We start from the raw sequence: 25,801 nt of genomic DNA, 5'->3' as shown, positions 1-25,801 counted from the left end.
AATTAGTCCGTCACTCGATAACGTTCGATAAGTTCCGCACCACAAAGTTTGGCCGGAGTGTAATAACCACCCTCAGGGTTATGTTCAAGTAACCACAATGTCACATCAACCGCACCACGACTGGTTAGCTTATAGCCATTCATTACCTTTTCTCGCTTACTGATCACTTTGCCCTCAGCATTGGTGGCTTCACCCCATACAAAAGTATGAGCTTGTTCAAGCTGCTTTTCGCTGGGCCCAGCGGGTTGTTGCTCGATCTTTTTCTCGAGCCAGTTCTTCATCCACTCGAAACGTAACAGCCAACGGAAGTAATTCATGCGTTTTAAGCGTTTCACCAGATTAGGCGAGGCCGGAATATACACTTCGATCGAGCCGATGCCGGTGGTGTAATAAGCCGTTGAAACATCTCCCCAAGGAATCGTCATGGCCAGCTTTTCACCGTTACCAAAATCGATTTTGCGCGTCTTATACGCTAGTGGCACCGTTTCGATCTTACCGTTACGCCGTACAGCGCCGCCTTCACCTAGTCTTCGGACGCTGGTTTTTGCCGTACCGCGACTCATGCGTGATGCTGAATCGAAACCCAGCGTCAGCGCTGTAGCATCGGGCATCTCGGCCTTCAATTGCGCGGCAACACAGTCAGTGGGAATCACATCGAAGCCAACACCAGGGCAGAGCACCACATTCGCTCGCTTTGCCTCATCATGTTTACTATGTGCCAACTCGAATACAGCTAACTCTCCAGTGATATCTAAATAATGCGTGCGCGTCGCGATGCAAGCATCCATCATCGGCGCAGCAGTCACGTCAAATGGCCCTGCACAATGCACGACCACCTGTTGCTCAGCCAAGGCTTGGCGCAAAGCAACAGGGTCTTCAAGATTCACGACTTGATAAGGCAAGTCGAGCTTGTCGGCAACAGCTTTTAACTTTTGTTCATTGCGTCCGGCAAGTAACGGCGTTTGCCCACATTCTTTAGCGTATGCGGCCACCAACTCTCCGGTGTAGCCGTAAGCTCCGTAGATCATCCACGACATGTTGTTCTCCTGATTTGTGTTTCGCTGTTACTTTTCGTTACGTACTTTATTAACGTATGACTCAGCATTTTTTTGCCGCGCGGCTTTCGCTACTTCTTTCGGAACGATCGTCTGGCCAATCGGCAACAAGGCGATCATGGCTAGCTTCAAATGTTGGATTCCAAACGGAATACCAATAATGATAATAAACATTCCTAGTGCAGCGACTAAATGACCAAGCGCCAGCCACCAACCAAAGAAAATAAGCCACAGGATATTGCCGATGGAACCAAAAATACCGGTACCAATATCCGTTCTTTGAGTGAGTTCGCGCCGGCTCATCGCCTCATAACCGAACGGTAAAAATGCAAACCGACCGATCACAAAACAAGCTTTACCCCATGGAATACCGATAATCGAGATAAAAGCGATTAATCCGGCCAGCCACCAGCCAAGGCCCATGACAAACCCACCAAATATCAACCAAAGTATATTACCGAGAAGCGCCATTCGTTACCTCGTTATTTTAATAACTTTAACCACTTTACTTTCGCACAGTCCCAGCGTAACGCAAATTCGGGGTAAATAATCTCGCAAAATTGTAAATACGAGCTACATTTAACAACGGAAGTTAACTAAAAACAGGGGGTTATTAGATGAAAAAAATGAATCGTTTAGCTTTATTGGCGTTATTTTCGAGTTTGACCCTAGCGGCGTGTAGCCAAGCCGAGCAAGAGTCGGCAGAGAATCAAACCGAACAAGCAATGGAGCAAACCGAAGCAGCAGCAAATGAAGCCGCTCAAGAAACCGAGGAAGCTGCTGAAGAAGGCGCTGATGCCGCCGGTGATGCTTGGGATGAAACCAAAGATGCTGCTGGTGATGCTTGGGACGAAACCAAGGATACAGCTGGTGATGCATGGGACGAAACCAAAGAAGCTGCCGGTGAAGCGGGCGACTTTTTAAGCGATGCTGCCATTACCGGCCGCGTCAAAGCTGCACTGGTTGAAGCGGACCAGATCGAAGCCATGAACATCAATGTGGAAACCATCGATGGTAACGTGGTTCTAAGTGGCATTGTTGCAAGCGCAGACATTGCGGATCTTGCGGCGCAAATCGCTGAAGGTATTGAAGGCGTGCAATCCGTTGAAAACGATATCGAAGTACAAAACTAAGTGCATCGATACAAAACTAACGGCAATTGATTGATCTAAAAAGTCCGTATTCGGTTATGCTGAATACGGACTTTTTTTATGGAGGTTGATCAATGAGTGATGCTATCTACCACCCCCCGAAAGTATGGACATGGGACCAAGAAAGCGGCGGCAAGTTTGCGAAAATAAACCGTCCAATCGCTGGTGCAACGCACGACAAAGAATTGCCGGTTGGTGAGCACATGCTGCAACTCTACTCACTCGCCACGCCAAATGGTGTTAAAGTCACCATTTTGCTAGAGGAGCTCTTAGAATCAGGTATCACCGACGCAGAATATGACGCTTTTTTGATTGATATTAGCGAAGGTGAGCAATTCAGCAGTGGCTTTGTCGAGCTCAACCCGAACTCCAAAATTCCAGCACTATTAGACCGCAGCACACAACCGCCGACGCGAGTGTTCGAGTCAGGTTCAATCTTGCTTTACCTTGCTGAGAAATTTGGTGCGTTTTTGCCCACCACCCCTGCACAACGCACCGAAACCTTGAATTGGTTATTTTGGCAAATGGGTGCGGCACCCTTTTTAGGCGGTGGTTTCGGTCACTTCTATGCTTATGCACCAGACAAATACGAATACCCTATCAACCGTTACACCATGGAAGTGAAGCGACAGTTTGATGTCCTGAATCGTCAACTCGCTGCGAACCGCTATATTGCCGGAGACACCTACACCATTGCCGATATGGCTATCTGGCCGTGGTACGGTGCGGTGGTGAACAACGAAGCCTATGATGCGGCCGAGTTTTTGCAGGTCCAAGAATACGAGCATGTGTTGCGCTGGGTTAAAGAAATTGGCGAGCGGCCTGCGGTGAAACGTGGCCGCATGGTTAACCGCGCATGGGGTGACGAGAATGAACAAGTTCGGGAACGTCACAGCGCCGCCGATTTTGCGGGAAAGAATTGTTAAACTTTGTTGAATTTGTAGACAAATCTTAGGGTAGCGCCTATTTGTTAAGAGTAACTTCCATGAGGCGCTGCCAGTGAACATCGGTAATTATCTATTTCGTAAATACACCCAGCCACAACGGCTGCTCCTTATTGTCGTGCTGATGTCGGCGGTCGCCGGTGTGACCGCCCTCGTCTGGATTACCGGCGGGATAAAGTACGTTTACTCCCATTCCATGTACATTCCTATCGCCATCGCCGGCATTATTTTCGGTTATAAAGGCGGTATTATTATTGGTTTGATCGGTGGTATAGCCCTTGGCCCTTGGATGCCAATTAATACTGAAACTATGGAGATGCAAGACACCATTAATTGGGTGTACCGCACTTTCTATTTTGTTGCTGTTGGCACGCTCGCTGGCTTATCGAGTGATACCAGTCGACGCTACATCGAGCGTCTAAAGCAATTAGCACGCCGTGACCCGGTAAGCAAATTACCGAACCGTAAAGCACTTTTAGAACGTCTACAGGATCTACGCGACAGCCATGAGCTTACCACCCAGAATTATTTTCTCGTCACCTGTAGTATCGACAATGGCATGGCGTTACGTTCAGCGTTTGGCTTTACCGTTATCGATGCGATTATTCAAAGCTACGCTAAAGCCCTACAAGCTATGTCGGCGCATCAACCCGAAGTGTTTCGTATTCACGCAGGCCAACTTGCCGCTTTATTCCCAAACATCGCCGCCAATGACACCGATGCAGTCATGAATGAATGCCTTTCGACGCTACGCGAGAATGCGAACTTCGAGAATCTCTCTGTTTATGTAAATCGTCACTTGGGTGGTGTCTTCCTCAATGACTTATCTATTGAACCAGCGACGTTGTTACAGCACGCCGAAATAGCGATCGCACGTGCCAACGACAAGATGATGGACTCTTTTATTTATACTCCAGAGGTTAGCGAAACGATTAGCAAGCACCTAGCGTTAATGGCGGAGGTGTCGGAAGGCATTGAGCGCGGTGATTTTCTTATGCATTATCAACCGAAACTTGAGCTCGCAAGCGGTAAAGTGTTTGGTGTTGAGGCACTGATACGCTGGCATCATCCTGAAAGGGGTTGGATTCGACCCGACGAATTTATTCCCAGCGCTGAACACAGCACGCTCATTCTCAAAATTAGTGAATTCGTTCTGCGTGAAGTCATTCAACAAACCAGCGCTTGGCAAAAACAGGGGGTTTACTTACAAGTCGCCATCAATGTTACCGGTCACGATTTACTGCAGCCAGGATTTTCACAGATGTTGTTTGATTTGTTGAGTGAATACGACGTCGATGGCAACTGGATTGAAATTGAGATCACCGAAGGCACGCTCATTGAGGATATTGATGATGTTGTCGCTGAATTGTTGAAGCTCGCGAAAGCCAAAATCACCGTATCCATTGATGACTTCGGTACTGGCTATTCATCGCTACAGTACTTGTACAAATTACCTATTTCATTACTCAAAATTGATCAAGTCTTCGTCAAGACGCTACCAGACGACGAGGGCGCCAGTCATATTTGCGCCGCAGCCGTCGTGCTGGCGCAAAAGATGGGCATTAAATCATTGGCTGAGGGGGTAGAAACCGAAGCCCACCTTAATTACCTGCGCGAGCTTGGTTGCGATTATGGGCAAGGCTATCTATTCTGTAAGCCCCTAGGAGCAGACGAATTCATCGATTGGTATCGGAGTCATCAAGATCATGAGCAACAACTGGGATGAGCGCTACAACACAGAGGAATACATCTACGGCACTGCTCCAAATGATTTTCTCCAAGAACATGCAACCGACCTGTTAGCTCCTCACGAGCAAGCTCATGTGTTATGTGTTGCTGACGGAGAAGGCCGCAATTCCGTTTACCTCACTGAATTAGGTGCGCACGTTTGCGCCATGGATATTTCTAGCGTTGCGCTTAAGAAAGCAGTCAAGCTTGCCGAGCAGCGTGGTGTCAGTATCCAAACCGAAGTCGTCGATCTTACTCAGGCAGAACTGCCGAAAGCTCATTACGATGGCATCGTGGCTATTTTCTGCCACTTACCAGGATCTGGCCGTGCCCACCTTTATGAACAAATTGCTGCGAGCCTAAAGCCCGGCGGTTTTTTCTTGCTGGAAGGCTACACAACTGCGCAAATTGGTCGCGGTACCGGTGGCCCTGACAACGCAGATTTAATGATTTCCAAAATCGAGCTCGAGCGCGCATTCAAAGGCTACACGATTCAGGTCAGCCAAGAGATCGAACGCGACATCCATGAGGGCGATCGCCACAATGGTCGTGGCGCAGTCTGTCAGTTTATCGCCCGCAAACCCCAGCAGCGTCAGCAAAGCTATCAATTCAGTGCCAATCGAGACAAAGCCTCCCATCGCATGCGCTATGTGGAAGGCTCAGCCGCCACTGACGGTGAATGCACCCTCTGCAAAGGACCACTCACTAGTGATGATTAAAGCTCGGTTTTGCTAAATAACGTGAAGCGGTCATAGGATCGCAGGTAAAACAACACAAAGCAGGCTGCCCACATCGGCCACGCAGCGAAGAACAGTAAGTTATTGAAGGCGTCGAAATAGGAAGGCATGGACGACAACGTTGAAACACCATGTAAGACAAAGATGAGTCCGTAGGTTAGGGTTTTCCAAAGTCCCAACACAAAGGCAACGCATAAGGCGATCTGTAGACCCCCGAGCACCGCTGCCAAGGTAGCTGATAAATCACCGATGCCGTAAAAATTCTCAAACACTGCGGCGGTGTGACTTGGATTCACAAACTTATCGAGCGCCCAAACAAACATAACGATGAAGACACCAAGGCGCAGAGCAAGTAAGCTCCACGCCAGTTTTTTCTGTAATTGTGTCGAATCTGTCATAGCGCCCTCACTTAAAGTCTTGAAATGCTTCATCCACCGGCGTTTCAGCCACATGGTTGGTATAGTTACTCATGGTTTTTTGCGCAATACCGAGTATTACCGCCAACACATGCTTGGGCTCGTAACCAGCCTCAGCAAAATCCTTAAATGCCTGCTGATCAACGTTGCCACGAGCATCCAGCATACGTTCGGTAAAGACCCTTAATGCCTGCAGCTTGTCATCGGCAAGCGCTTCACCTTGCTTAATGTTTGCTGTGATAGCGTCATCCGCACCCATTTGCTTCGCAATGGCTGTGTGGGCTGGCACGCAGTAATGGCAATCGTGGTAAACATTGATCGTTTGCCAAACCACGGTTAGCTCATTTTTGTTAAAACCCGCCTCTTGAAACAAGCTATCTAGCGTTTGATAGGCTTCCAGCAGCTGCGGTGAGCTTGCCATGACAGCGAACAAGTTGGGTACCATTCCCATACTATCTTGCGCTGATTGCAGACGTTCTTTACTGCCATCGGGAGCTGACTCAATCGAATGGAGCTTAAATTTTTGCATAGTTGACCTCCTTAAAGGTTTCGAATTGCGCAAAGCTTAGATAATGCTTCGCGTTATTTCGAGCGCCGAAAGGTGGTTCCGGTGATTTGGTAGGGTATTAAGGTGATTTAGTTACTTAACGCTGTTCGCGAAAAGCTTGTGCAGTGCAGCCTAAGTAGCGCTTAAAAAAACGGCCAAACGCTGTCACCGATTGATAACCGATAGCCCATGCGATCGACTCGACCGCTAATGTGCTGCTGCGCAATAAATATTTAGCGCGTTGTAAACGAATCGCATCCAAAAGCTTTTTCGGGCTTAGCGCGGTCGTCTTCACGCAACGTTCAGCAAACGCACTTACCGATAAATGAGCCTGTTCCGCCATTGCTTCCACGCTCCAGTCATGACCTGGGTTGGCAAGTATTGCGGCAACCACAGGAGCTAATGCACGGTCTTGCAACGCGGCGAAGAGTCCCGGGGAGTGATGCGTCGTCTGAATAACTTGACGTAACAACTGTACAGCTAAAATTTCGCTTAGCCGCTGTAATACCGTTCGATAGCCTGGTTTGCGTTGTTGGGTTTCGGTACGAACCATCTGTAACAGCTGCGCGAGTTGCTCAGTTTGTTGTCCAGCAGGCACGACCAACCATGGCGGCAACAGCTGAAACACCAATTGATTTGACTCACCTTGATCCTGCAACTCATAACAAACAATACCTTGCTGATCGTGTTCAGCAATGCAATGTTGCGCTAACTGTTGCAAATCCATATCGGTGGGCAGCGCATGTTGACTCAAAAAGTGCGAAACACCTTGGTTTACAAAGACCACATCACCAGCTTGCAGACGTTGTTTGGAGTGTTCATTGCCCGTCACACCAAACCAGCATTCACCTTGAGATAAAACATGAAAACCTACTTTTTCTGGTTGTTTGGCCTGAATTGACCAAGCACCACAAAGACCTGATTCAAAATGCAGTTCAGTCCCCAAGGCTACAGAACTTAGCAGTAGCTCAATGGATTCCGTCGTTTTAGTTGGTTGCTCAGGCGTTTCGGTCATTTACCTACTACTCTTAAATCGCTGATACTATGTACGATACTAATAAACTTATTCAGGCGTCTACGCGTAGTCTAAACCTATTCATCTGTTTTGGAGAGCTTTCGTTGAAACTATTACCCCTTTACGCCGCCTTATTTATCCCGTTAAGCGCAACAGCACAACAAGAGCAGCCTGATGAAGTCATTGAGGTGCGCGGTGAGCAACGAGAAATTGTGCTCCCGAGTGAACAAGAGGTAGAGGGCGTATTTGGTGCCAATGAACAACTGCAGGATATCCCTCGTTCAGCCACAGTGATCACCGAATCGCTTTTGCGCGAGGCAAACATCGACGATTTGCATGATATTGCCAAGTTTGCGCCTAACAGCCATGCTGCAGCTGGATTTGGTAACCCATCATTACCCAGTATGCGCGGCCAACTTGGCGAGCTCTTCACTGGCGGTATGCGCCGCCAAGCCGGTAATAATGGTTTAGGGATTCCGCTATCGCTCAACGCTTATGAAAGTATGGTCGTCGTGAAAGGCGCACCGCCAGTAATGCTGGGCACTACACAACGGGTCGGCGGCTTTGTGAACCTGTTACCGAAGCGCGCACGCACTGACACTTCACGTACCGAACTAAAGGCGCGTGTTGGTGAATGGGATCAGTACCGCTGGCAGGCCGATCACAACACCGTCATTGAAGAAGATCGTCAAGCCTTTCGCGCCAGCGTAGAAGTGATCGACGAAGGCAGTTTTTACGACTATACCCACCTGCGCAGCGACGACTTATTACTCGCCTATGAATGGACGCCATCCAACAGCACCCGTTGGTCGTTGAATTTTGAGTATTATGACGTCGATTGGACCGATAATGCGGGCATAAACCGGCCCACGCAGGATCTCATTGACGCCAACCTCTACATTACCGGTCAGGGACAGCAGCCAAACGGCTCTTATGTGCCAGGCGCTGGCGCAGTCATAAGCCCAACAGGTTTAGTTGCAATTGATCGGAGCACTGTGCTGACCGATCCATTAGATACCAACACCGCCGAAACCTATTTGCTGCATTCCGTTATTGAGCAGCAACTTAATAGTGATTGGTTATTGCTCAATCGTAGCTACTTTCAATACCTAGAGCGCGAAGGCATTAACCAAAACAGTTTTGTCGAAATTGTTGATGGTGCGCACACCTTTGAGCATCGCGTCGAGCTCCACTACGGTGAAAACACCAGCTTTGGGGCAAACCTTCGCTACAACGATGTGCTAGGTTACAGCCAGTTTACGACCGAAGCCGATAACCCTATTGATTTGACCGGCTCCCTCGACCAACGACGTATTCCATTAACGGCCGAACAGCAGGCACGCTTGGTGGAATTGCGCCCGAATTTATTTGTGTCACCCGGCGCCCAATACGATCTGAATAACGATGGCGTTGGCGATTTTAATCTTTCTGATACCACTGACTCGACCAGCTACCAATGGGGCTTGTTCGCGCAACAAAAGTGGGCGGTGACCAAGCAATTTCGCCTCACCTTGGGCCTGCGCGCCGATTACTATGACGTTGAAGCACGCGATCCTCTGGCGCCAGCGGGTGTGACCGCCAAACAAGACAGTTATAGCGATTGGCTCACCGCAGCGAGTTTTGCTGCGCAGTACAACTGGTCACCTGATCTTGTGGTTTATGCGACCGCTTATGATAGCGATTCCACCTCGAACTCCATGGCCGGCGGCAACGTCTTGAATGCGGCTGGGGTTATCGATTCGCAGAATTTTGCTACTGAAAATCGGCTCTACGAAGTTGGCGTCAAGTACGCCCCGAGTGGGGCGCGTTGGTACGCCGATGCGGTGTGGTTTGAGCAAACCCGCAGCCTGCGTAACCGTGATGGCTCCAATAGCGGCATCGCCAGCGAGGGCGTTGAATTGCAGTGGCATTATCGCCATGAGCAAGGTTACTGGGTAACGCTCGCCGCCAGCTATATCGATGCGTACTGGGACGATTCGGCCTCCTTTCAAGGCACCCGTCAAGTTGCCGATGCTTTCGATAACTCTCGTCCCGATATCATTGCAGGAACCGGTGTCGGCTCGCCGAGCTTTACCATCTTTCCAGCGTCTAATCAGCAACTGCAAGGCGTTCCCGAGGTACAGGCAAGCGCTGTTGCTGGCTGGCAAGTCTCAGACGCATGGTCGCTTGGCGGCGACTTAAGCTACACCAAGTCCTATCCGCTCGATTTTTTACAAACGGTGATGATTCGTGACCAACATCAGCTGAACCTGCACACGCAATATCGCTTTACCCCCCGATTGAGTGCGCGCTTAGACGTTATCAACGTGACCGATCAAGACAATTGGGCGCCGGTATTCGAGGGTGGTTACTTTGGCGCCACCTTGGCATTTCCTTCGCTACCTCGACATGCTCAGCTAAGCTTAAGCTATCGCTTTTAATAGGAATTTAAATGTCACTGAAGAAGTTACTCTTTATTGCAATCGTTGCTGCACTGGTCGCTAGTGTTTTTGTTTTCGACTTGACGCAATATCTAACACTAGAACAACTCAAGCAGCAGCGTGAGCAGCTGACCGACTTATTTACTAAGCAACCGCTACTTATGTTTGGTAGTTACTTTGCGTTGTACGTGCTTTGCACCGCGCTATCAATTCCGGGTGCCACTATTCTGACCCTCGGTGCTGGCGCGATTTTTGGTCTTGCTTGGGGGCTTTTGCTCGCCTCATTTGCGAGCTCTGTTGGCGCGCTTCTCGCCTTCCTTAGTGCCCGCTGGCTATTGCACGACTGGGTACAAGAACGCTTTAACCAACGCCTAAAAGCCGTCAATGAAGGCGTGCAACGTGACGGTGCTTTTTACTTACTCAGCTTACGTCTAGTACCGCTCTTTCCATTCTTTGTGATTAACCTAGTGATGGGGCTTACCAAGATCAAAACCTGGACCTACTACTGGGTCAGCCAAGTGGGCATGCTTTTAGCGACCGCCGTCTATGTTAACGCCGGTACACAGCTCGCTGAGGTTGAGAGTCTTGGCGATGTGTTGTCAGCCGACTTACTTGGTGCGCTGGTATTGCTTGGCTTAGTACCGCTGATGGCGAAACTCATTCTAACCTTACTGAAGAAGCGTCGAGTTTATCAAGGGTACACCAAGCCAGCTTCGTTTGATAATAACTTAATCGTTATTGGTGCAGGCTCTGCTGGGTTGGTAAGTGCTTACATTGCTGCTGCGGTGAAGGCCAAGGTCACGCTTATTGAGAAGAACGAAATGGGCGGCGATTGTCTAAATACCGGCTGCGTACCATCAAAAGCTTTATTGCATGTCGCTAAGTCTATTCGGCAGGCTCGGGCTGCGCAGCGGCTTGGTGTGCAGACCACGATTGAAAGTATCGACTTTGCGCGCGTGATGGATGAGGTGCAAAACGTTATTCAGCGTATCGCACCCCATGACTCCGTTGAACGCTATACCGAGCTCGGTGTCGACGTGATGAAGGGCGAGGCGACCCTTACCTCACCTTGGCACGTGAAGGTGCGTACCGCAGAGGGAGAGCAGACGATTTCTAGCCGCAGTATCATCATTGCGTCGGGCGCTCGGCCTCTGGTTCCGCCATTTGACGGGCTTGAGCAGGTAGATTACCTAACCTCGGATAACCTGTGGCAGTTGCGTAAACTGCCTGAACGTTTGTTGGTACTAGGTGGTGGCCCGATAGGTTGTGAGCTTGCGCAAGCGTTCCAGTTGCTAGGTAGCCAAGTAACTCTAGTTGAAATGGCCCCGCGGGTGCTGAGCAATGAAGACACTGACACCTGTGCTTTGCTGCAAAAACAGTTACGTGAAGATGGCGTGGATTTGCGTTTGAACCATCGTGCCGAGAAATTTGTGGTGGATGAAAGTGGTCAAGCAAAACTACTGACAGAACACGAAAACGAAACTGTGGAGCTCGCTTTTGACCGCGTCCTCATCGCCCTTGGTCGGCAAGCCAATACGCAAGGCTTTGGACTCGAAGAATTAGGTGTTCAAGTCGACAAAACCGTGCACGTGAATCAGCTGTTGCAAACCAACTTTCCCAATATTTATGCTTGTGGTGATGTGGCGGGACCCTATCAATTTACTCATGTTGCTTCACATCAGGCTTGGTATGCAGCCGTAAACGCTCTGTTTGACCCCTTTAAGACCTTCCGCGCAGACTATTCAGTTATCCCTTGGGTGACCTACACAACGCCTGAAATCGCCAATGTTGGGCTCACTGAACAAGCAGCAGAGCAACAAAATGTCAGCTACGAAGTTGTCGAATACGACATCAGCGACATGGATCGAGCCATTGCCGACCAACAAGATTATGGCCGTATCAAGGTTCTAACCGAGCCCGGTAAAGATAAAATTCTAGGCGTTAACATTGTCGGAGCGCAAGCAGGCGAGCTGCTGGCCGAATATGTCTTAGCGATGAAGCAAGGGATCGGTCTGAACAAGATTCTTGGCACTATTCACAGCTATCCAACCATGTCGGAAGCCAATAAATATGTGGCGGGGCAGTGGAAACAGGCACATAAGCCGGAGAAATTATTGAATTGGGTGACAAAGTTTCACCGCTGGCGCCGCGGTTAGGCATGTCACTCGATCACCTACTGGCGACCGTTTACGCAGTTGGTTGGGGGCGACCGTGCGACGTTATTCCGATTCTACAAGAACGGGTCAAAGCGCTACTGACTGATTAAGCTAAATCATAGTCTGCGTCCGCAATATCGCCGCGCCAAACCCATTCCCACTTACCATCTATTTGCCATCCTACTTCACCAAAAAACGGAATACGCATACCCTGAACTTCGCGATAATCGGCAAAACGGCCGCGCCATGGGCAGCGCTTGTAGCTTTTGCCAAAGCGGCCAAAGCGCGCTGGCGTGTAAATTTCTTGCACTGCACCGTTCTCGGCAAAGGTAAATTCCAGCTCCACGTGTACGCCGTGATCGTCAATACTGGCGATGGCTCGGTGGTCGTCTACTACACGCCATTGCACACCAGCTGCGGGCAATAAATTGGTTGGGCACCAAACACCTTCGGCTAAATACCTGTGTAGAGCACCTTCATTTAATTCTGGCTTATCGCGTTCAGCTGCGAGAGTTAACCACGAGAACAACTGCACCTTTCCAGAACCCACACCAGCAGCATAACTGTCTGTTACAGCCACACTAAATGGTCCCCAAACTGCGACTTTTGCCTGCCACTCGAACGCACCTCTGGTAAAGCGTTGCTTGGCTATAAAATGCAGCCATTTATCGCGCTTCATATCGGTACGTAAGACTCCAGTTTGCCGCAAGCGCGCTTCGTTCACTTGCCTTATTTGCGGCAAGGCATACGCAAAATAACGTTGCACCGGTGCGGGAAGTTCGTGTGTCATGACAATGCTTTCCTGTTAAAATAGCGCTCACAGTTACCTTAGCATTTATTTGGAAATAACCATGAGCAGTTGCTGCGGCATTGATAGCCAAGCACAAATTGACAGCGCCCAACGCAAGCTACTTTGGACCGTATTAATTCTGAATGCGGTGATGTTTTTCGTCGAGTTCATTGCTGGCTGGATAGGGCAATCGAGTGGCTTGATTGCTGACTCACTGGATATGCTGGCCGACGCCCTCGTTTATTCGGCAAGTCTTTATGCCGTTGGCAAAACCTTAAAACACAAAGCCAATGCAGCCTTGTTGAACGGCAGCTTACAACTCGTGCTGGCGACATTGGTCGTACTCGATGTGATTAAACGTTTTCTATTTGGCAGCGCGCCCAGCGCAGATGTTATGCTGTCAGTGGCACTTCTCGCTTTGGTGGTAAACGTGATCTGCTTTGCAATGCTCTATCGCTTCCGCAATGGCGACATCAATATCCGCGCAAGTTGGATCTGCTCCCGCAACGACATGCTTTTAAATACTGGTGTCATCTTCTCTGCGCTGCTGGTCAGTTCACAAAATGCCGCTTGGCCAGACTTACTTATTGCGCTCGTTATCGCCGCAATCGTTATCGTCTCAGCCATTGGGATTGTGCGCAACGCCCTGCAAGTACGCCGTGGCGAAGCTGACAAAATCGAAGACTGCTGCGGTTAGTCTGTAGCAGCTTCAGAAACGCACTTAGGTACAGTTTGCAGTGCATGCTGCCATGCGGCTGGGCCATCAAAGTCGGCAATCAAGCCGCCTTTCTCTTCAGGCATTGCACTAAAAGCTTCCATACCGTGCTTAATCATGTAATCAGGGTGGTATTGCGGCGCACCCAAACTTTGTAGCTGCCCGCACAGTTCTGGTGCTTCTATGCGCGTAGCAATTGCCTCTTGCAACTTCACCAGTTCACTTTGTTGAGCCTTGGTGAATGCGTTCATGCGAACCACCATCAGCGCTTGGTGCGCCGTTTGGTCGCTGACGCGCAGGGTATCGTAAAAGCCATAAGTCATCGCCACCGTATAAAGATCAGCGGCCTGTAGGTAGTTTTCTTGTTCGATGCACTGCGCTACACCCGCGATCAGGTCGACTGGATTATGCTTGGCGGTAACCTCGCTGAGCTGTACACAAGCCAGCGGTTGCGGACTCTCTAAGTTGCGCTCAGACTCAAGGTTTAAAATAGCACTTTGCCCTTGCTGAGCTGGTTTATTGGCAAGCACTGCCCAAATCGCTGCCACTACGAGTGCGGCCAAAATCGCCAATTTGATCTTCATTATTTCACCATCACTTTACCGCCAACTATTTTATAGGCTGGCGTACCACGGATCATTGTTTCACGGGCAAATTCCTGCCCGCAGCCAGGGCATATCCCGACCTCGGTTGTGTGATCTTCCACAATACGTTCAACAAAACACTTCACCAGTGCGCCTTTACCGCCTTTGCGGTATTTATATAAAGGCGTTCGACACTTGTTGCAGCTGATTTGAACCGTACGAAGCGGTTGTTTTTTGCGAGGTTTAGCCATGCCGAATCATGTTAATGACTGGCATGGCAAATGCAATCGAAACAGGAAGGAGCGCTAAGCTTTTTTCAACGCGCGTACAATGACGAGTAAAACAATAGCGCCAATAGTGGCTACAACAATACTACCAATCAGCCCACCATTACTTGAGAGGCCGAGTAAGCCGAACAAGAAACCGCCCAACATGGCACCTATAATGCCGATAACAATGTTGCCCAAAATGCCGAAACCACCGCCTTTAACCAGCGTTCCTGCTAACCAGCCAGCGATAAGACCTACCAATAAAAACCATAAAAAGCTCATTGGAATTTCCTTCTGTTGCTATAGGTGATTGAGATAACTCACTCTTAAACATAGCAAAGAAGTTGAATTTTGGTAGGTGTTGACGAGCTCTTTACGTTTTAACGACTTGAACCAAACTCTTGTAATTTTTGCGCTAATTTTGTTCTTGTTCGTCGCAATAGCGTCGCCGCAAGCGCAAGTACAATCCCAATAAGTAAACGCATATTAGTCCTGATCTGTAATCGTTAAACGTAGTCCCGTAGAGCCAATCATGACTGACGCTGGCTCATTCGGCTTTATGAGTAGACTCGGGGAAATATCACTTTGATTGGTCTTTAAACGCGTTGTCACTGCGTAGAACGCATCTTGTTTGCGTACCGTCATACTCAAATCAAAGGTGTTTGAAACGGATACCGCGGCTTCTTCACCTTCTTTCACGATCAGCGTTGGTGAAGCAATGACTTCATCCTTATCAATAACCTCAACAGCTACATTGTAATCTTGTGCCAACGCTGAACCGCACAGCAGTCCAACCATCCATATCCATTGTCTTCGTTGCATTTTTAACTTCCTCTATTGATTTATGCGGCTAACGCTAACAACAACCCTATAACATTTTGTTTTAATTCACCATTGTTACCTGATGTCGTTCGCCAATAGCCAATACTTTATCAAGATCGTCTGGCATCGCTTGAATGGTGTCGTTAATTTCTTTGAAGAAGAGATGTGAATGGCTCGGAGATTCGAATGCAATTAACAAACCTTCTTCGTCCGACAACCCTTTAAAGGCGTGCACCGTATTCGCGGGAACAAGCACATACCCGCCTGCAGCTAAATGGTGTCGTTCGTCGCCAATTTGCAGCTCTACCTCACCTTTGAGTACGTAAAATGCCTCATCCCAGGGATGTTTATGAGGCGGAGCACCTAAACCTTTGGGCACCGTATTAAGTAAGCTTGAATAACGGCCCTGAGTGTCTTCACTCGTACAAAGAAACTTCACTCGCATACCTAATACATTTAGCCACTCACCTTGGTTATCATGCATAATCACAGAACGCGTAGACATTGAATTTCTCTCCCCACGTAAATAGCGGTGGCTTAAATGTAGAAAATGCCCTACGATAAGTCAAACTGACATACATAATGACATTAAAGGTGTTTATGAGTGCTCTATTAGAGAAAAAGGCTGCGTTTACCGTTAAACTTTTACTCGATGCGGCCTGCGAGTTAATTGAAACGCATGATATCAGCGAGTTAAGTTTCAAAATGGTTTCCGCACATGCTGATATCTCACAGCGCACCATGTTTCGACACTTTACCTCCCGTGATGCTTTTCTTGATGCCTTAACTGAGCGACTCTACAGCGAACTAGGGCTCCCCGATATCCCCTCATCAATTGATGCATTGCCAAACTATGTTGCCACCCTTTTCAACAAATTGGACGCACAGCCGCGCAAGGTAGAGGTTCTACTGAGTGCCGACCTCTTGCCCCGAGTACTTGCAACCACAGCTAAGCAGCGACTTCGATCGTTAACTATTTTATTGGCACAGAGCTTTCCAAAGGCAAATGAACGCGACATTACAATGACCGCTGCTAATCTACGCTACGTAATGAGTGCAAGCAGTTGGCACTACTACCGAATGTCTTTTGAGTTCGATCTGGACATGTCAATTCAGTGTGCGCAGTTGGTACTGAAGCAAAGCCTGGATTATCTAGCAGCACAGCACTAGCACGTTAACGGCCAACCCTCGTAGATGAACATTCCACTTTGCTCCGGCAGCGACTTTTTTCTTCGAAAAATTCGCAGCTTGAGTCATTTCCAGAAATAAAATTGCGCAATATATGCCTTAGTGTCATATACTATGTCATTAGTTTCCGTGCAGTGTCACTAATTATGTTTCTTCGGAAGCTGTTATGTCCTAACAGAAAGGAGGAATACGCATGAAACTTATCCTACCCTTGGCAATTGCTATGGCTGCAACGATGCCAACCAGTAGCGTGGCTCAGACTTCCGGCGATGGTGCGCAACAAGGCAAAAGCGCAGAGCTTGCCCGCGTGATCGCTGCAACCAATCAATACCGCGACGTCGAGGTCGCTCTGCAAGCGGGCTACATTAGCTCGGTCGATATGGGCGCAGGCTGCTCGACAGCAACAGGTGGTGGACACCCCAGCCAACTTGGCGCAATGGGAATTCATTTCGTGCAACTGGCGGGCTTTGGCGAGCCCGACGTCGATTTTGAGAATCCTAATGTGCTGGTGTACATACCCAAAGAAGACATGCCCAGCTGCACCTATTCTACCGGCGAAGTACTGAGCAATGAGGCTTGCCGAAATAACTTGTCGTTAGCGGCCGTGGAAGAATTGGTGTTCGCGCATCTTATTCCCTCGGATAACGGTGAATATTGGAATAATGTGCCGCAGTTCGGCGGACAGGACTTTTACTACCTGCATGACAACCCAGAAACCACCTGGGTCGACGAAGCTCATGGCTTTCCGCCACATTATGCGCTGCATATCTGGCTATTTGAGAATAACCCAGCCGGATTATACTCACCGTGGAATCCTAACGTGAGTTGCTATTAATGTTGTGCAAACTCTTTGAGTTTTTGGCTGAGCTGCGCCGCAACTTGTTCAAGTTCGGCGCGCTCACTTTCGTCGTCACTCATAGCTTTCAGTATTTGCGCTTGACCGTGCCAACGTTGTAGTCGATTGATGAGGTTCTGCCGCTGTAGATGCTTTTTAGCATCGCTTGTTTCATCGAGTTGTTGCTTAAGTTGCGCGTATCCGTCTAAAGATCCCTTCACCTCATTCGTCAATTCGGAGATGTACTTGTCCTCTTCCTCGTTAAGTACCAACTGCGTACCCACCCCATTCGTTAAAAAGTCATAGAGCGCGGTATTACCAAAAGTGATCGCATTGCCAAATAACTCCTTATGAACTTCTGGCCCAAGCGCCGCATGGGTGTACCACTTATCCAGAACTTTACCATTTGTTTGTTTAGCCATGACGATACGCCAAAGTTTCTCACCATTCACGTCGGCACCTAGCTCTATGAGTTTGTTGAATTGATCGAGCGTCAAATCGTGAGGCGCATTGCCCGCAGCAGACTGTGCAACCGTATAGGGTCCCCAAAAACGGAAGTTCGTAATCAACTCGTCGGCCGCCATATCGCCCCTCTCTATCAGAGCGATGATAAAGTCGACTCTTATCTTTTTTAGCTCAGGATTATTAGCAAAAATAGCTTCGAGTTCATGCGCCGAAATGTGCGGAAAACGTAATAGGGCTTGTTCGACCAAGCTCAAATCCTTATGTTCAATGGTGTCATTTGTCCTCGCAAGTTCTGGCTGTGCGGTATTCTCCTCGTTAGAATTCCGCTCGTGACGTGACAGCTCCACACTGGTCGATAGCTCGCTAACGTCAGGATCGGGTGACGGCGAGTTGAGCGTCATCAGCCAAATAGTGATCGCCGTTGTAAGTACTAAAATAACCCCGAAGACGAATCGCATGGCATCATTACCTAAAGCTCTTCTAATGACTTCTTCAACTTAACCCCATCGACAACCATGTACCATTTGCCGTTTTCAAGGTAGGGCGGTTGACTCACTTCAAAGGTGGTAGCGAACAGACCAATACCAACTTCAAAATCATTACCCTTAAAGCTCTTCATTGGTCCGTTAATACTCACTTTGCCGCCATCTTTTAACCGCTCATAAGCAACAGTGCCGTCAGCTAAGATCAACAGGTACATCTCTGGACTTCGCCATTCACCAACGTAATCGAGCTTTTCATTTGGCACGGGCTGGCTACAACCGACAAGACCGGCGAGGGCGATGATAAAAATAGCTAAATACTTTTTCATAACCTTTCTCTAGGCGTTCTTTAAATCGTCAAATGTGGTCGTGCGCGTATTTACTTTGGCGCCAATATGAACAACGACCTCGCGGGCGCCAGCGCCCAACGCCAATTCACGTAACACACGATCTTCAATACCCGTCAAACCACCTTCGGTTTTCTCTAGCTGGTGCATCACAACACGCGGTGACGGCCGAATTTTTGACTTATGAATCTCGAAAATGCCGTACTGTAATACCTTTTCTGCCAACAAAAAGTCCGCGACAAAGCTACGCGTATGTAGGAATGGATTCTCAATCTTTAGGTTCGGATCTGTCATTTCGCGTGCAGCTTTACCAATCGCTTTAATCTTCTCTTTGTTGTTTTCATTAGATATGGCAATCCATGGCTCGTATTCAAAACCTTCGTGATTGTCGAAGCGCCGCATAGTGATGCGTTGCTGACTTAATTCGACCACAACATCAAACGAGAATAGGCTGCGTAGTGCTTTGAATATCATTGGCTAACTAATCCTGGGCGAATTTCGGCTTCTACCAGATCGCCAACACGTTGGGTACTTTTAAAGCTAAGTAAATTGTTGAAGTCGAAGCCTGTGACCTCCACACGCTCATCACTGGACCAGTCAATGACATAACTGAGGCCCTTAGGGTGACCATCGAGGCTTACCAAGAGCTCGCGTTCATCGGTATCTTGTAAATCAGCGACCACAATATCCGTTTGCCAATTGGTGGTGGCGCCGGCGTTCCATAAAAACTTAAACATTCTGTTCCTGTTCTTGTTCCGTACGGTAAGCAATGCCGCCGGTTTTCTGCGCGACAAGGTTATACATCCATGCCGCAATGAGCGCAAAGATGTACGTGGTAATACCGTAAAACAAAGGGGCGAGCGTTATGCTAAATAAGGAGAACCCGAACGTGACAGCGACACCACCGTCTGCGCCACTAATAGCAGAAATAACAGCCATTAAAATGGATAGCGGGAACAAAATTACAACCGATACTCCTGCTGCAACCATTCCGCATACCACACCAGCCTTGTGCGGAGCTATGTACGAAAGCCTTTTCATTGACTGCTATTCCTTTCACATTTGATTTACATATTTGTCGCTTTGAAACTAGCATTCTAGTCATTGTTTTTCCAGACTACTTGAAGCCTTTTACTGCTGATTATTAGGCATTTTCAATTTGACCTTATTGAGTCGATATACCAATATATATTAATTATTGGTATTAAATGCTATTAATTATTCAGCGAACGAGGCAAATATGGCAAAGAACACGAGCATCAGTCTAGGGCACCACTTTGATCAATTTGTCGATGAACTTGTCGCTAGCGGCCGCTATGCGTCTGCAAGCGAAGTCGTGCGAGCAGGTTTACGTAAGTTAGAGGAAGAGCGCGATCGCATGGTCTTAGGCGAAGGCGTCGCTAGTGGCACTGCGACATACAATTACCGAGCCATTTTTCGAAAACTGAATGACGAACGCGAGCAATGGCTAAAAGACAATGCCAAGGCTATTAAAGCCTACAACGAAAAGGTTGAATCAGGCGGTACATTTAGCGATAGCGTAAGGAAGTTCTGATGTCTCAATTTTGGGCGTACCATAATCCGAACCCTAGAACGCGCGATGAATATCCTTTTTTGCTTGAGATTCAAAGTGACTTATTAGGTGATTTGAAAACAACCGTGGTGATCCCGCTAACCCCATCCCTAGGCGCAGTAATCACTCCTATGGCAAGACTTAATCCAATGTTCAATATAAACGGAAAGGATTATATTGGAATGATGCAAGAAATAGCTGGGCTCGAACGGAAATACCTAGGAGAACCAGCTGCAGATTTAACCGAATACCATGCTGATATTATTGCTGCTTTTGATTTCTTGATAAGTGGCGTTTAACAAGCAGCGACGAATTAAAAAAGGCGCCGTAGCACCTTTTTTTGATCCGAAACTCAAAATCACTCCACCGTCACCGATTTCGCCAAGTTCCGCGGCTGGTCGACGTCGGTGCCTTTAATGATGGCAACGAAGTACGACAGCAACTGTAGCGGAATGGTATAAACGATCGGAGCGATCAGCTCGTCGCAATGACTGACGTTGATCACGTGCATGCTATCGTCGCTTTTGAAGTTGGCGTCACGGTCAGCGAACACATACATGATGCCGCCGCGGGCACGGACTTCTTCAACATTCGACTTCAGTTTCTCAAGTAGCTCGTCATTCGGCGCAACCACGATGACTGGCATTTCGGCGTCAATCAATGCCAATGGCCCGTGCTTGAGCTCACCTGCGGCGTAGGCTTCAGCGTGAATGTACGAGATCTCTTTGAGCTTCAGCGCACCTTCCATCGCAATGGGATATTGCGAGCCACGGCCTAGGAAAAGACTGTGATACTTGTCGGCAAATTGTGGCGCTAGCGCTTCGATTTCGTCGCTCAACAACAATGCTTCTTCCAACTTCGCAGGCAAGGTCTTCAGGCCTTTGACAATCACATCTTGTTTGTCTGCGTCCAGGCCACGGGATTGCCCAAGGGCTAACACCAGCATCATTAAGCCTACCAACTGCGTGGTGAAGGCTTTGGTTGAGGCCACACCGATTTCCGTACCGGCGCGGGTCAGGTAGGCGAGGTCAGACTCGCGAACCATCGAAGAGGTCGACACGTTACAGATGGTCAAAGAACCTTTGTAGCCGAGCTCTTTCGACAAGCGCAATGCGGCCAAGGTATCGGCAGTTTCACCAGACTGTGAAATCGTCACCAGCAAACTGTTTGGGTGCACATGCGACTGGCGGTAACGGAACTCGGAAGCAATTTCGACATTACATGACACGCCAGCAAGCGCTTCGAGCCAGTAACGCGCAACCATTCCAGCGTGGTAAGAGGTGCCGCAGGCCACAATTTGCACGTGCTCAACACTCTTCAACAGCGCCATTGAGCCTTCACCGAAAGCGTTGTCAGCGACACGCCCATCGATCAACCGGCCCTCTAGCGCGTTGCGCACTGCCGCTGGCTGCTCGTGGATCTCTTTGAGCATGAAGTGGCGATAATTGCCTTTGCCGCCAGCGTCATATTGGCCGTCAGACTCGTGCACCTCACGTTCAATGCGCGCTCCTTGCGCATTATAAACTTTTACGTCAGTGCGAGTAATATCAGCCATATCACCTTCTTCAAGGTACATAAACTTGCGCGTGACTGGTAATAGCGCCAACTGATCAGAGGCGATAAAGTTCTCGCCAATACCAAGGCCTATTACGAGTGGGCTGCCTGAACGCGCCACCACTAAGCGACCTGGTTCTTGGCAATCCATGACCACAGTGCCATAAGCTCCTTCGAGTTGCTTCACCGCCGCTTGCACCGCTTCAAATAAGTCGCTGTGCGTCTTTTTCTCGTGGTGGACCAAGTGACAAATCACTTCGGTGTCAGTGTCAGAACGGAATTCGTAACCTTGTGCACGCAATTGCTCACGCAGTTTGTCGTGGTTCTCGATAATGCCGTTATGGACAACGGCAATACAGTCGTTTGAAATATGCGGGTGGGCGTTTGCTTCAGTCACGCCACCATGGGTTGCCCAGCGCGTATGCGCGATACCTGTAGTTCCACTCAGCGGATGTTCACCGACTGCATCTTTCAATTCTTGCACTTTACCTGTACGACGAATGCTTTCAATAACGCCATCTTCGCTCAATACGGCAAGGCCAGCAGAGTCGTAACCACGGTATTCAAGGCGCTTAAGGCCTTCCAGCAGGATTTCGCTAATACGGCGCTCAGAAGTAGCGCCTACGATTCCACACATACGTCTTATCCTTTCTTTTGCGGGCGTTGCCAGCCCGTCATATTGCGTTGTTTACCACGGGCGATACCCAGCTCGGCATCCTCCACGTCCTTGGTAATGGTTGAGCCAGCACCAACTGTGGCTTGTTTGCCAATGCGAACCGGCGCAACCAAAGAGCTATTGGAGCCGATAAAAGCACCATCATCGATTTGGGTGGTGGACTTATTCACGCCATCGTAGTTGCACGTGATGGTACCTGCACCAATATTCACGTGCTCACCGATGATGGCATCGCCTAGATAGGTGAGGTGATTGGCTTTTGAACCCTTGCCAAGCTTCGACTTCTTCATTTCAACAAAGTTGCCTACCTTCGCGCCCTGCTCAAGTACCGAGCCTGGACGCAAGCGAGCATACGGGCCAACTTCGCATTGTTCGCCAACTTGCGCATCTTCAACGATGCTGTGCGACTTAATGCGTGCACCCGCAGCAATGCTGCAGTTACGCAAAATACAGTTGCTTTCAATGACAACGCCTTCGCCAAGCTCGACATGACCCTCAAAGATGACGTTCACATCGACCACCACGTCATTGGCAATAGTTACCGTGCCGCGCACATCAACACGGGCGGGGTCGAGCAGAGTAGCGCCATCGATCATTAGCTGCTCTGCTTGGCGTTGTTGATACGCGCGCTCAAGCGCTGCAAGCTGTACGCGGTTGTTCGCGCCCTCGACTTCATGGATGTCTTGCGGTTGGGTCGAAGCAATTTGTACGCCTTCTTGGGCGGCCATGGCGACGATATCCGTCAGGTAGTATTCGCCCTGAGCGTTATCATTCGATAAAGCGCTTAACCAACGTTTTAATGCCTTACCCTGAGCAAGCATCATGCCTGTATTAGCTTCTGTAACTTTCAACTGTTCAGAGGTTGCGTCTTTTTGTTCAACGATGCCCGTAATGTTGCCAGCAGCGTCGCGCAAAATGCGCCCATAGCCAGTTGGATCAGGTAAAGTCACCGTCAACAAAGCTAATTCGGTTGTTTGTCCAGCCGCAACCAGTGCCTGTAAGGTTTCGGTACGCGTCAATGGCACATCACCGTAAAGAATCAGCACATGCTCGTCATCCCCTAGGTGCGGTACCACTTGCTGAACGGCATGCCCAGTGCCAAGTTGCTCTGCCTGTTCGACAAAACTCAACTGTTGCCCACCAAGACGCTCTAACAGTGCCTCAGCACCGTGACCGTAAATCACGTGAATAGCGCTCGAATCGAGCTGCCGTGCGGTATCAATCACATGTTGCACCATCGGCTTATGAGCAACCGGATGTAGCACTTTAGGTAAGGCTGAACGCATACGCGTGCCTTTGCCAGCAGCCAGAACCACTACACTCAATGCCATGAATTCGTCCATTTTTCAGTTGGTGAATTGGAAAGCCCTATTCTAGCGGGATTACAGGAAATTAACAGGAGGAAAATTACTAAGTAGCGCTTGGTCTTAACGACTTTGCAGAATATTTGCAAAAACAAAAAAGCCCAGCTCGAGGCTGGGCTTTTGCTTCTATTAGGCTGGACCAGATTATTTGCGGATTTTGCGAATAATCTGCAATTGTGCCAACGCCCGAGACAATTCTGCCGCCGCTTCTGCGTAGCTAAGGTCAGAACTTGAATCTGCGATTGCTTCTTCAGCACGTTTCTTCGCATCAAGTGCTTGTTGTTCGTCAAGCTCTTCACCGCGAACGGCTGTATCAGCCAAAACCGTGACGTTGTGTGGCTGCACTTCCAGCACACCACCAGCAACGTAGATGATTTCTTCGTCACCGCCTTCTTTCACGACGCGCACCATACCTGGTTTGATTTTCGTGATAAGTGGCGCGTGACCTGGGTAAATACCCAGCTCACCTTCGCTACCGGTCACTTGCACGGTCTCTACGGCGCCACTATAAAGGCTATCTTCCGCGCTGACCACGTCAAGGTGTACAGTTTTTGCTGCCATTTAAACCTCCCGGTTCTTACATTTTCTTGGCTTTTTCGGCCGCTTCTTCGATGCTGCCAACCATGTAAAACGCTTGTTCTGGAAGGTCGTCGTAATCACCGCTTAAGATGCCTTTAAAGCCAGCAATAGTATCTTTCAACGCAACGTATTTACCAGGCGCGCCGGTGAATACTTCTGCGACAAAGAACGGCTGTGACAAGAAACGCTGGATCTTACGTGCACGAGATACCGTCAGTTTGTCTTCTTCTGACAACTCGTCCATACCCAAGATGGCAATGATGTCTTTCAGCTCTTTATAGCGCTGCAATACAGACTGTACGCCACGTGCTACGTCATAGTGCTCTTTACCGATAACTTGCGGGTCAAGCTGACGTGACGTTGAATCCAGTGGGTCAACCGCAGGGTAGATACCCAAAGACGCGATATCACGTGACAATACAACGGTCGCATCCAAGTGCGCGAAGGTTGTTGCTGGTGATGGGTCAGTCAAGTCATCCGCAGGTACGTATACGGCCTGGATTGACGTGATTGAACCGGTCTTGGTTGAAGTAATACGTTCCTGAAGTACACCCATCTCTTCAGCAAGTGTAGGCTGATAACCTACCGCTGATGGCATACGACCCAACAATGCTGATACTTCTGTACCGGCTAGGGTGTAACGATAGATGTTATCAACGAAGAACAAGACGTCACGACCTTCGTCACGGAACTTCTCTGCCATGGTCAAACCGGTCAACGCTACACGTAGACGGTTACCTGGAGGCTCGTTCATCTGACCGTAGACCAATGCTACTTTGTCGAGTACGTTTGAATCTTTCATCTCGTGATAGAAGTCATTACCCTCACGCGTACGCTCACCAACACCTGCGAATACTGAGTAGCCGCTGTGCTCGATAGCGATGTTACGGATAAGTTCCATCATGTTGACGGTTTTACCTACACCGGCACCACCGAACAAACCGACTTTACCGCCTTTAGCAAACGGGCAAATCAAGTCGATAACTTTGATGCCTGTTTCTAACAGCTCGGTAGAGCTTGATTGCTCTTCGTACGACGGTGCGGCACGGTGAATCGACATGCGCTCTTCTGCGCCAACATCACCGGCTTCATCGATTGGCTCACCCAATACGTTCATGATGCGGCCGAGGGTTTGTTTACCCACTGGCACCATGATTGGTTCGCCTGTATTTTCTGCTGTAATTCCACGACGCAGGCCGTCAGTAGTACCCATTGCGATTGTCCGCACGATACCACCACCAAGCTGCTGCTGCACTTCGAGGGTCAAACCCTTGAGGTCACCGTCGGTCACCTTCAGCGCGTCGTAGACCTTTGGCACGCTTGATTGTGGAAATTCAAAATCCACAACCGCGCCAATTATTTGCACGACCTTACCTTGACTCATGACAT

31 protein-coding genes are annotated in these 25,801 nt (G+C 49.0%); 11 read left to right on the top strand and 20 right to left on the bottom strand.

What is annotated here, in order from left to right:
- Positions 1 to 2: 2 nt before the first annotated feature.
- Both CWI70_RS08945 and CWI70_RS08940 read right to left on the bottom strand, forming a co-directional pair.
- Positions 3 to 1,037: a saccharopine dehydrogenase family protein gene (locus CWI70_RS08945; RefSeq protein ID WP_126772487.1), complete on the bottom strand. Its 1,035-nt coding sequence runs from the start codon at positions 1,035 to 1,037 to the stop codon at positions 3 to 5.
- Positions 1,038 to 1,064: 27 nt separating this feature from the next.
- A complete protein-coding gene (locus tag CWI70_RS08940; RefSeq protein WP_126772485.1) occupies positions 1,065 to 1,526 on the bottom strand; it encodes a YccF domain-containing protein in 462 nt (153 codons plus the stop codon).
- 146 nt (positions 1,527 to 1,672) lie between these two features.
- On the opposite strand from CWI70_RS08940, the gene CWI70_RS08935 reads away from it, so the two are divergent.
- From CWI70_RS08935 to CWI70_RS08920, 4 genes are all read left to right on the top strand, one after another.
- Entirely contained in the window at positions 1,673 to 2,188 is a 516-nt protein-coding gene (locus CWI70_RS08935) for a BON domain-containing protein (RefSeq protein ID WP_126772482.1), read from the top strand.
- A gap of 92 nt (positions 2,189 to 2,280) precedes the next feature.
- On the top strand, positions 2,281 to 3,132 hold the full coding sequence (gene yghU, locus CWI70_RS08930; RefSeq protein ID WP_126772479.1) for a glutathione-dependent disulfide-bond oxidoreductase: 852 nt from the start codon (positions 2,281 to 2,283) through the stop codon (positions 3,130 to 3,132).
- Between the two features lie 73 nt (positions 3,133 to 3,205).
- Positions 3,206 to 4,876: a putative bifunctional diguanylate cyclase/phosphodiesterase gene (locus CWI70_RS08925; protein ID WP_126772476.1), complete on the top strand. Its 1,671-nt coding sequence runs from the start codon at positions 3,206 to 3,208 to the stop codon at positions 4,874 to 4,876.
- On the top strand, positions 4,857 to 5,597 hold the full coding sequence (locus tag CWI70_RS08920; RefSeq protein ID WP_126772474.1) for an SAM-dependent methyltransferase: 741 nt from the start codon (positions 4,857 to 4,859) through the stop codon (positions 5,595 to 5,597). The genes CWI70_RS08925 and CWI70_RS08920 overlap by 20 nt, the downstream gene beginning before the upstream one ends.
- Here the strand turns inward: CWI70_RS08920 and CWI70_RS08915 are convergent.
- The 3 genes from CWI70_RS08915 to CWI70_RS08905 all read right to left on the bottom strand — a co-directional run bounded on the left by CWI70_RS08915 (position 5,594) and on the right by CWI70_RS08905 (position 7,593).
- Complete coding sequence (locus CWI70_RS08915) at positions 5,594 to 6,013, bottom strand: hypothetical protein (protein ID WP_126772471.1); 420 nt, start codon at positions 6,011 to 6,013, stop codon at positions 5,594 to 5,596. The two genes, CWI70_RS08920 and CWI70_RS08915, sit on opposite strands and share 4 nt — an antisense overlap.
- A 7-nt stretch (positions 6,014 to 6,020) precedes the next feature.
- Positions 6,021 to 6,560 carry a carboxymuconolactone decarboxylase family protein gene (locus CWI70_RS08910; protein WP_126772469.1) on the bottom strand — a complete coding sequence of 180 codons (540 nt, stop codon included), beginning with the start codon at positions 6,558 to 6,560 and terminating at the stop codon, positions 6,021 to 6,023.
- A 115-nt stretch (positions 6,561 to 6,675) separates the two neighbouring features.
- Complete coding sequence (locus tag CWI70_RS08905) at positions 6,676 to 7,593, bottom strand: AraC family transcriptional regulator (RefSeq protein WP_126772466.1); 918 nt, start codon at positions 7,591 to 7,593, stop codon at positions 6,676 to 6,678.
- Between the two features lie 29 nt (positions 7,594 to 7,622).
- Here CWI70_RS08905 and CWI70_RS08900 point away from each other — a divergent pair, with 29 nt between their 5' ends.
- Together CWI70_RS08900 and lpdA are read left to right on the top strand one after the other, a co-directional pair.
- Positions 7,623 to 10,013 (top strand): TonB-dependent receptor, encoded by a 2,391-nt coding sequence (locus tag CWI70_RS08900; RefSeq protein WP_157980890.1) that lies wholly within the window; start codon positions 7,623 to 7,625, stop codon positions 10,011 to 10,013.
- Positions 10,014 to 10,024: 11 nt separating this feature from the next.
- The gene (lpdA, locus tag CWI70_RS08895; protein WP_126772462.1) at positions 10,025 to 12,169 is read left to right on the top strand and encodes a dihydrolipoyl dehydrogenase; all 2,145 of its coding nucleotides are present in this window, start codon (positions 10,025 to 10,027) and stop codon (positions 12,167 to 12,169) included.
- Positions 12,170 to 12,275: 106 nt separating this feature from the next.
- Here the strand turns inward: lpdA and CWI70_RS08890 are convergent, their stop codons facing one another.
- Positions 12,276 to 12,959 (bottom strand): DUF6920 family protein, encoded by a 684-nt coding sequence (locus CWI70_RS08890; protein WP_126772459.1) that lies wholly within the window; start codon positions 12,957 to 12,959, stop codon positions 12,276 to 12,278.
- Between the two features lie 61 nt (positions 12,960 to 13,020).
- Between CWI70_RS08890 and CWI70_RS08885 the strand changes: the two genes are divergently transcribed.
- Positions 13,021 to 13,656, top strand: a complete 636-nt coding sequence (locus CWI70_RS08885; RefSeq protein ID WP_126772456.1) for a cation efflux transmembrane domain-containing protein — start codon at positions 13,021 to 13,023, stop codon at positions 13,654 to 13,656.
- Here CWI70_RS08885 and CWI70_RS08880 read toward each other — a convergent pair.
- The 5 genes from CWI70_RS08880 to CWI70_RS08860 all read right to left on the bottom strand — a co-directional run bounded on the left by CWI70_RS08880 (position 13,653) and on the right by CWI70_RS08860 (position 15,854).
- Positions 13,653 to 14,258 (bottom strand): hypothetical protein, encoded by a 606-nt coding sequence (locus CWI70_RS08880; protein WP_126772454.1) that lies wholly within the window; start codon positions 14,256 to 14,258, stop codon positions 13,653 to 13,655. The two genes, CWI70_RS08885 and CWI70_RS08880, sit on opposite strands and share 4 nt — an antisense overlap.
- On the bottom strand, positions 14,258 to 14,509 hold the full coding sequence (locus tag CWI70_RS08875) for a hypothetical protein (protein ID WP_126772451.1): 252 nt from the start codon (positions 14,507 to 14,509) through the stop codon (positions 14,258 to 14,260). Before CWI70_RS08875 ends, CWI70_RS08880 begins: the two co-directional genes overlap by 1 nt.
- Before the next feature lie 54 nt (positions 14,510 to 14,563).
- Positions 14,564 to 14,809 carry a GlsB/YeaQ/YmgE family stress response membrane protein gene (locus tag CWI70_RS08870; RefSeq protein WP_126772448.1) on the bottom strand — a complete coding sequence of 82 codons (246 nt, stop codon included), beginning with the start codon at positions 14,807 to 14,809 and terminating at the stop codon, positions 14,564 to 14,566.
- A gap of 204 nt (positions 14,810 to 15,013) precedes the next feature.
- Positions 15,014 to 15,349: a hypothetical protein gene (locus tag CWI70_RS08865; protein WP_126772446.1), complete on the bottom strand. Its 336-nt coding sequence runs from the start codon at positions 15,347 to 15,349 to the stop codon at positions 15,014 to 15,016.
- 61 nt (positions 15,350 to 15,410) lie between these two features.
- The gene (locus CWI70_RS08860) at positions 15,411 to 15,854 is read right to left on the bottom strand and encodes a cupin domain-containing protein (protein ID WP_126772444.1); all 444 of its coding nucleotides are present in this window, start codon (positions 15,852 to 15,854) and stop codon (positions 15,411 to 15,413) included.
- Positions 15,855 to 15,949: 95 nt separating this feature from the next.
- On the opposite strand from CWI70_RS08860, the gene CWI70_RS08855 reads away from it, so the two are divergent.
- Together CWI70_RS08855 and CWI70_RS08850 are read left to right on the top strand one after the other, a co-directional pair.
- Positions 15,950 to 16,519, top strand: a complete 570-nt coding sequence (locus CWI70_RS08855; RefSeq protein ID WP_126772442.1) for a TetR/AcrR family transcriptional regulator — start codon at positions 15,950 to 15,952, stop codon at positions 16,517 to 16,519.
- A gap of 211 nt (positions 16,520 to 16,730) precedes the next feature.
- Positions 16,731 to 17,372, top strand: coding sequence for a hypothetical protein (locus CWI70_RS08850; protein ID WP_126772440.1), 642 nt, complete (start codon positions 16,731 to 16,733; stop codon positions 17,370 to 17,372).
- On the opposite strand, the gene CWI70_RS08845 is transcribed toward CWI70_RS08850, so the two are convergent.
- The 5 genes from CWI70_RS08845 to CWI70_RS08825 are packed head-to-tail and all read right to left on the bottom strand — an operon-like array spanning position 17,369 to position 19,707.
- Complete coding sequence (locus CWI70_RS08845; protein ID WP_126772437.1) at positions 17,369 to 18,295, bottom strand: hypothetical protein; 927 nt, start codon at positions 18,293 to 18,295, stop codon at positions 17,369 to 17,371. The genes CWI70_RS08850 and CWI70_RS08845 overlap by 4 nt on opposite strands.
- Positions 18,296 to 18,306: 11 nt before the next feature.
- A complete protein-coding gene (locus tag CWI70_RS08840; RefSeq protein WP_126772434.1) occupies positions 18,307 to 18,648 on the bottom strand; it encodes a hypothetical protein in 342 nt (113 codons plus the stop codon).
- Positions 18,649 to 18,657: 9 nt separating this feature from the next.
- A complete protein-coding gene (locus tag CWI70_RS08835; RefSeq protein WP_126772431.1) occupies positions 18,658 to 19,140 on the bottom strand; it encodes a rod shape-determining protein in 483 nt (160 codons plus the stop codon).
- Entirely contained in the window at positions 19,137 to 19,403 is a 267-nt protein-coding gene (locus CWI70_RS08830) for a hypothetical protein (protein ID WP_126772428.1), read from the bottom strand. The genes CWI70_RS08835 and CWI70_RS08830 overlap by 4 nt, the downstream gene beginning before the upstream one ends.
- On the bottom strand, positions 19,396 to 19,707 hold the full coding sequence (locus CWI70_RS08825) for a hypothetical protein (protein WP_126772425.1): 312 nt from the start codon (positions 19,705 to 19,707) through the stop codon (positions 19,396 to 19,398). Before CWI70_RS08825 ends, CWI70_RS08830 begins: the two co-directional genes overlap by 8 nt.
- A 199-nt stretch (positions 19,708 to 19,906) precedes the next feature.
- On the opposite strand from CWI70_RS08825, the gene CWI70_RS12520 reads away from it, so the two are divergent.
- Together CWI70_RS12520 and CWI70_RS08815 are read left to right on the top strand one after the other, a co-directional pair.
- Positions 19,907 to 20,221, top strand: a complete 315-nt coding sequence (locus CWI70_RS12520; protein WP_126772422.1) for a type II toxin-antitoxin system ParD family antitoxin — start codon at positions 19,907 to 19,909, stop codon at positions 20,219 to 20,221.
- A complete protein-coding gene (locus CWI70_RS08815) occupies positions 20,221 to 20,538 on the top strand; it encodes a CcdB family protein (protein WP_126772421.1) in 318 nt (105 codons plus the stop codon). Before CWI70_RS12520 ends, CWI70_RS08815 begins: the two co-directional genes overlap by 1 nt.
- Before the next feature lie 59 nt (positions 20,539 to 20,597).
- Here CWI70_RS08815 and glmS read toward each other — a convergent pair whose 3' ends face one another.
- From glmS to atpD, 4 genes are all read right to left on the bottom strand, one after another.
- A complete protein-coding gene (gene glmS, locus CWI70_RS08810) occupies positions 20,598 to 22,430 on the bottom strand; it encodes a glutamine--fructose-6-phosphate transaminase (isomerizing) (protein WP_126772418.1) in 1,833 nt (610 codons plus the stop codon).
- Between the two features lie 5 nt (positions 22,431 to 22,435).
- Positions 22,436 to 23,800: a bifunctional UDP-N-acetylglucosamine diphosphorylase/glucosamine-1-phosphate N-acetyltransferase GlmU gene (gene glmU / locus CWI70_RS08805; protein WP_126772415.1), complete on the bottom strand. Its 1,365-nt coding sequence runs from the start codon at positions 23,798 to 23,800 to the stop codon at positions 22,436 to 22,438.
- A 177-nt stretch (positions 23,801 to 23,977) separates the two neighbouring features.
- Positions 23,978 to 24,394 carry a F0F1 ATP synthase subunit epsilon gene (locus CWI70_RS08800; protein ID WP_126772413.1) on the bottom strand — a complete coding sequence of 139 codons (417 nt, stop codon included), beginning with the start codon at positions 24,392 to 24,394 and terminating at the stop codon, positions 23,978 to 23,980.
- 16 nt (positions 24,395 to 24,410) lie between these two features.
- Positions 24,411 to 25,796 carry a F0F1 ATP synthase subunit beta gene (atpD, locus tag CWI70_RS08795; protein ID WP_126772410.1) on the bottom strand — a complete coding sequence of 462 codons (1,386 nt, stop codon included), beginning with the start codon at positions 25,794 to 25,796 and terminating at the stop codon, positions 24,411 to 24,413.
- Positions 25,797 to 25,801 lie beyond the last annotated feature (5 nt).

Origin of the sequence: Pseudidiomarina homiensis (genome assembly GCF_003987225.1) — a bacterium.
In the GTDB taxonomy this organism is placed as follows: domain Bacteria; phylum Pseudomonadota; class Gammaproteobacteria; order Enterobacterales; family Alteromonadaceae; genus Pseudidiomarina; species Pseudidiomarina homiensis.
Note: the sequence above shows the minus strand (reverse complement) of the source record. Positions and strands in the feature narration are given on the sequence as shown.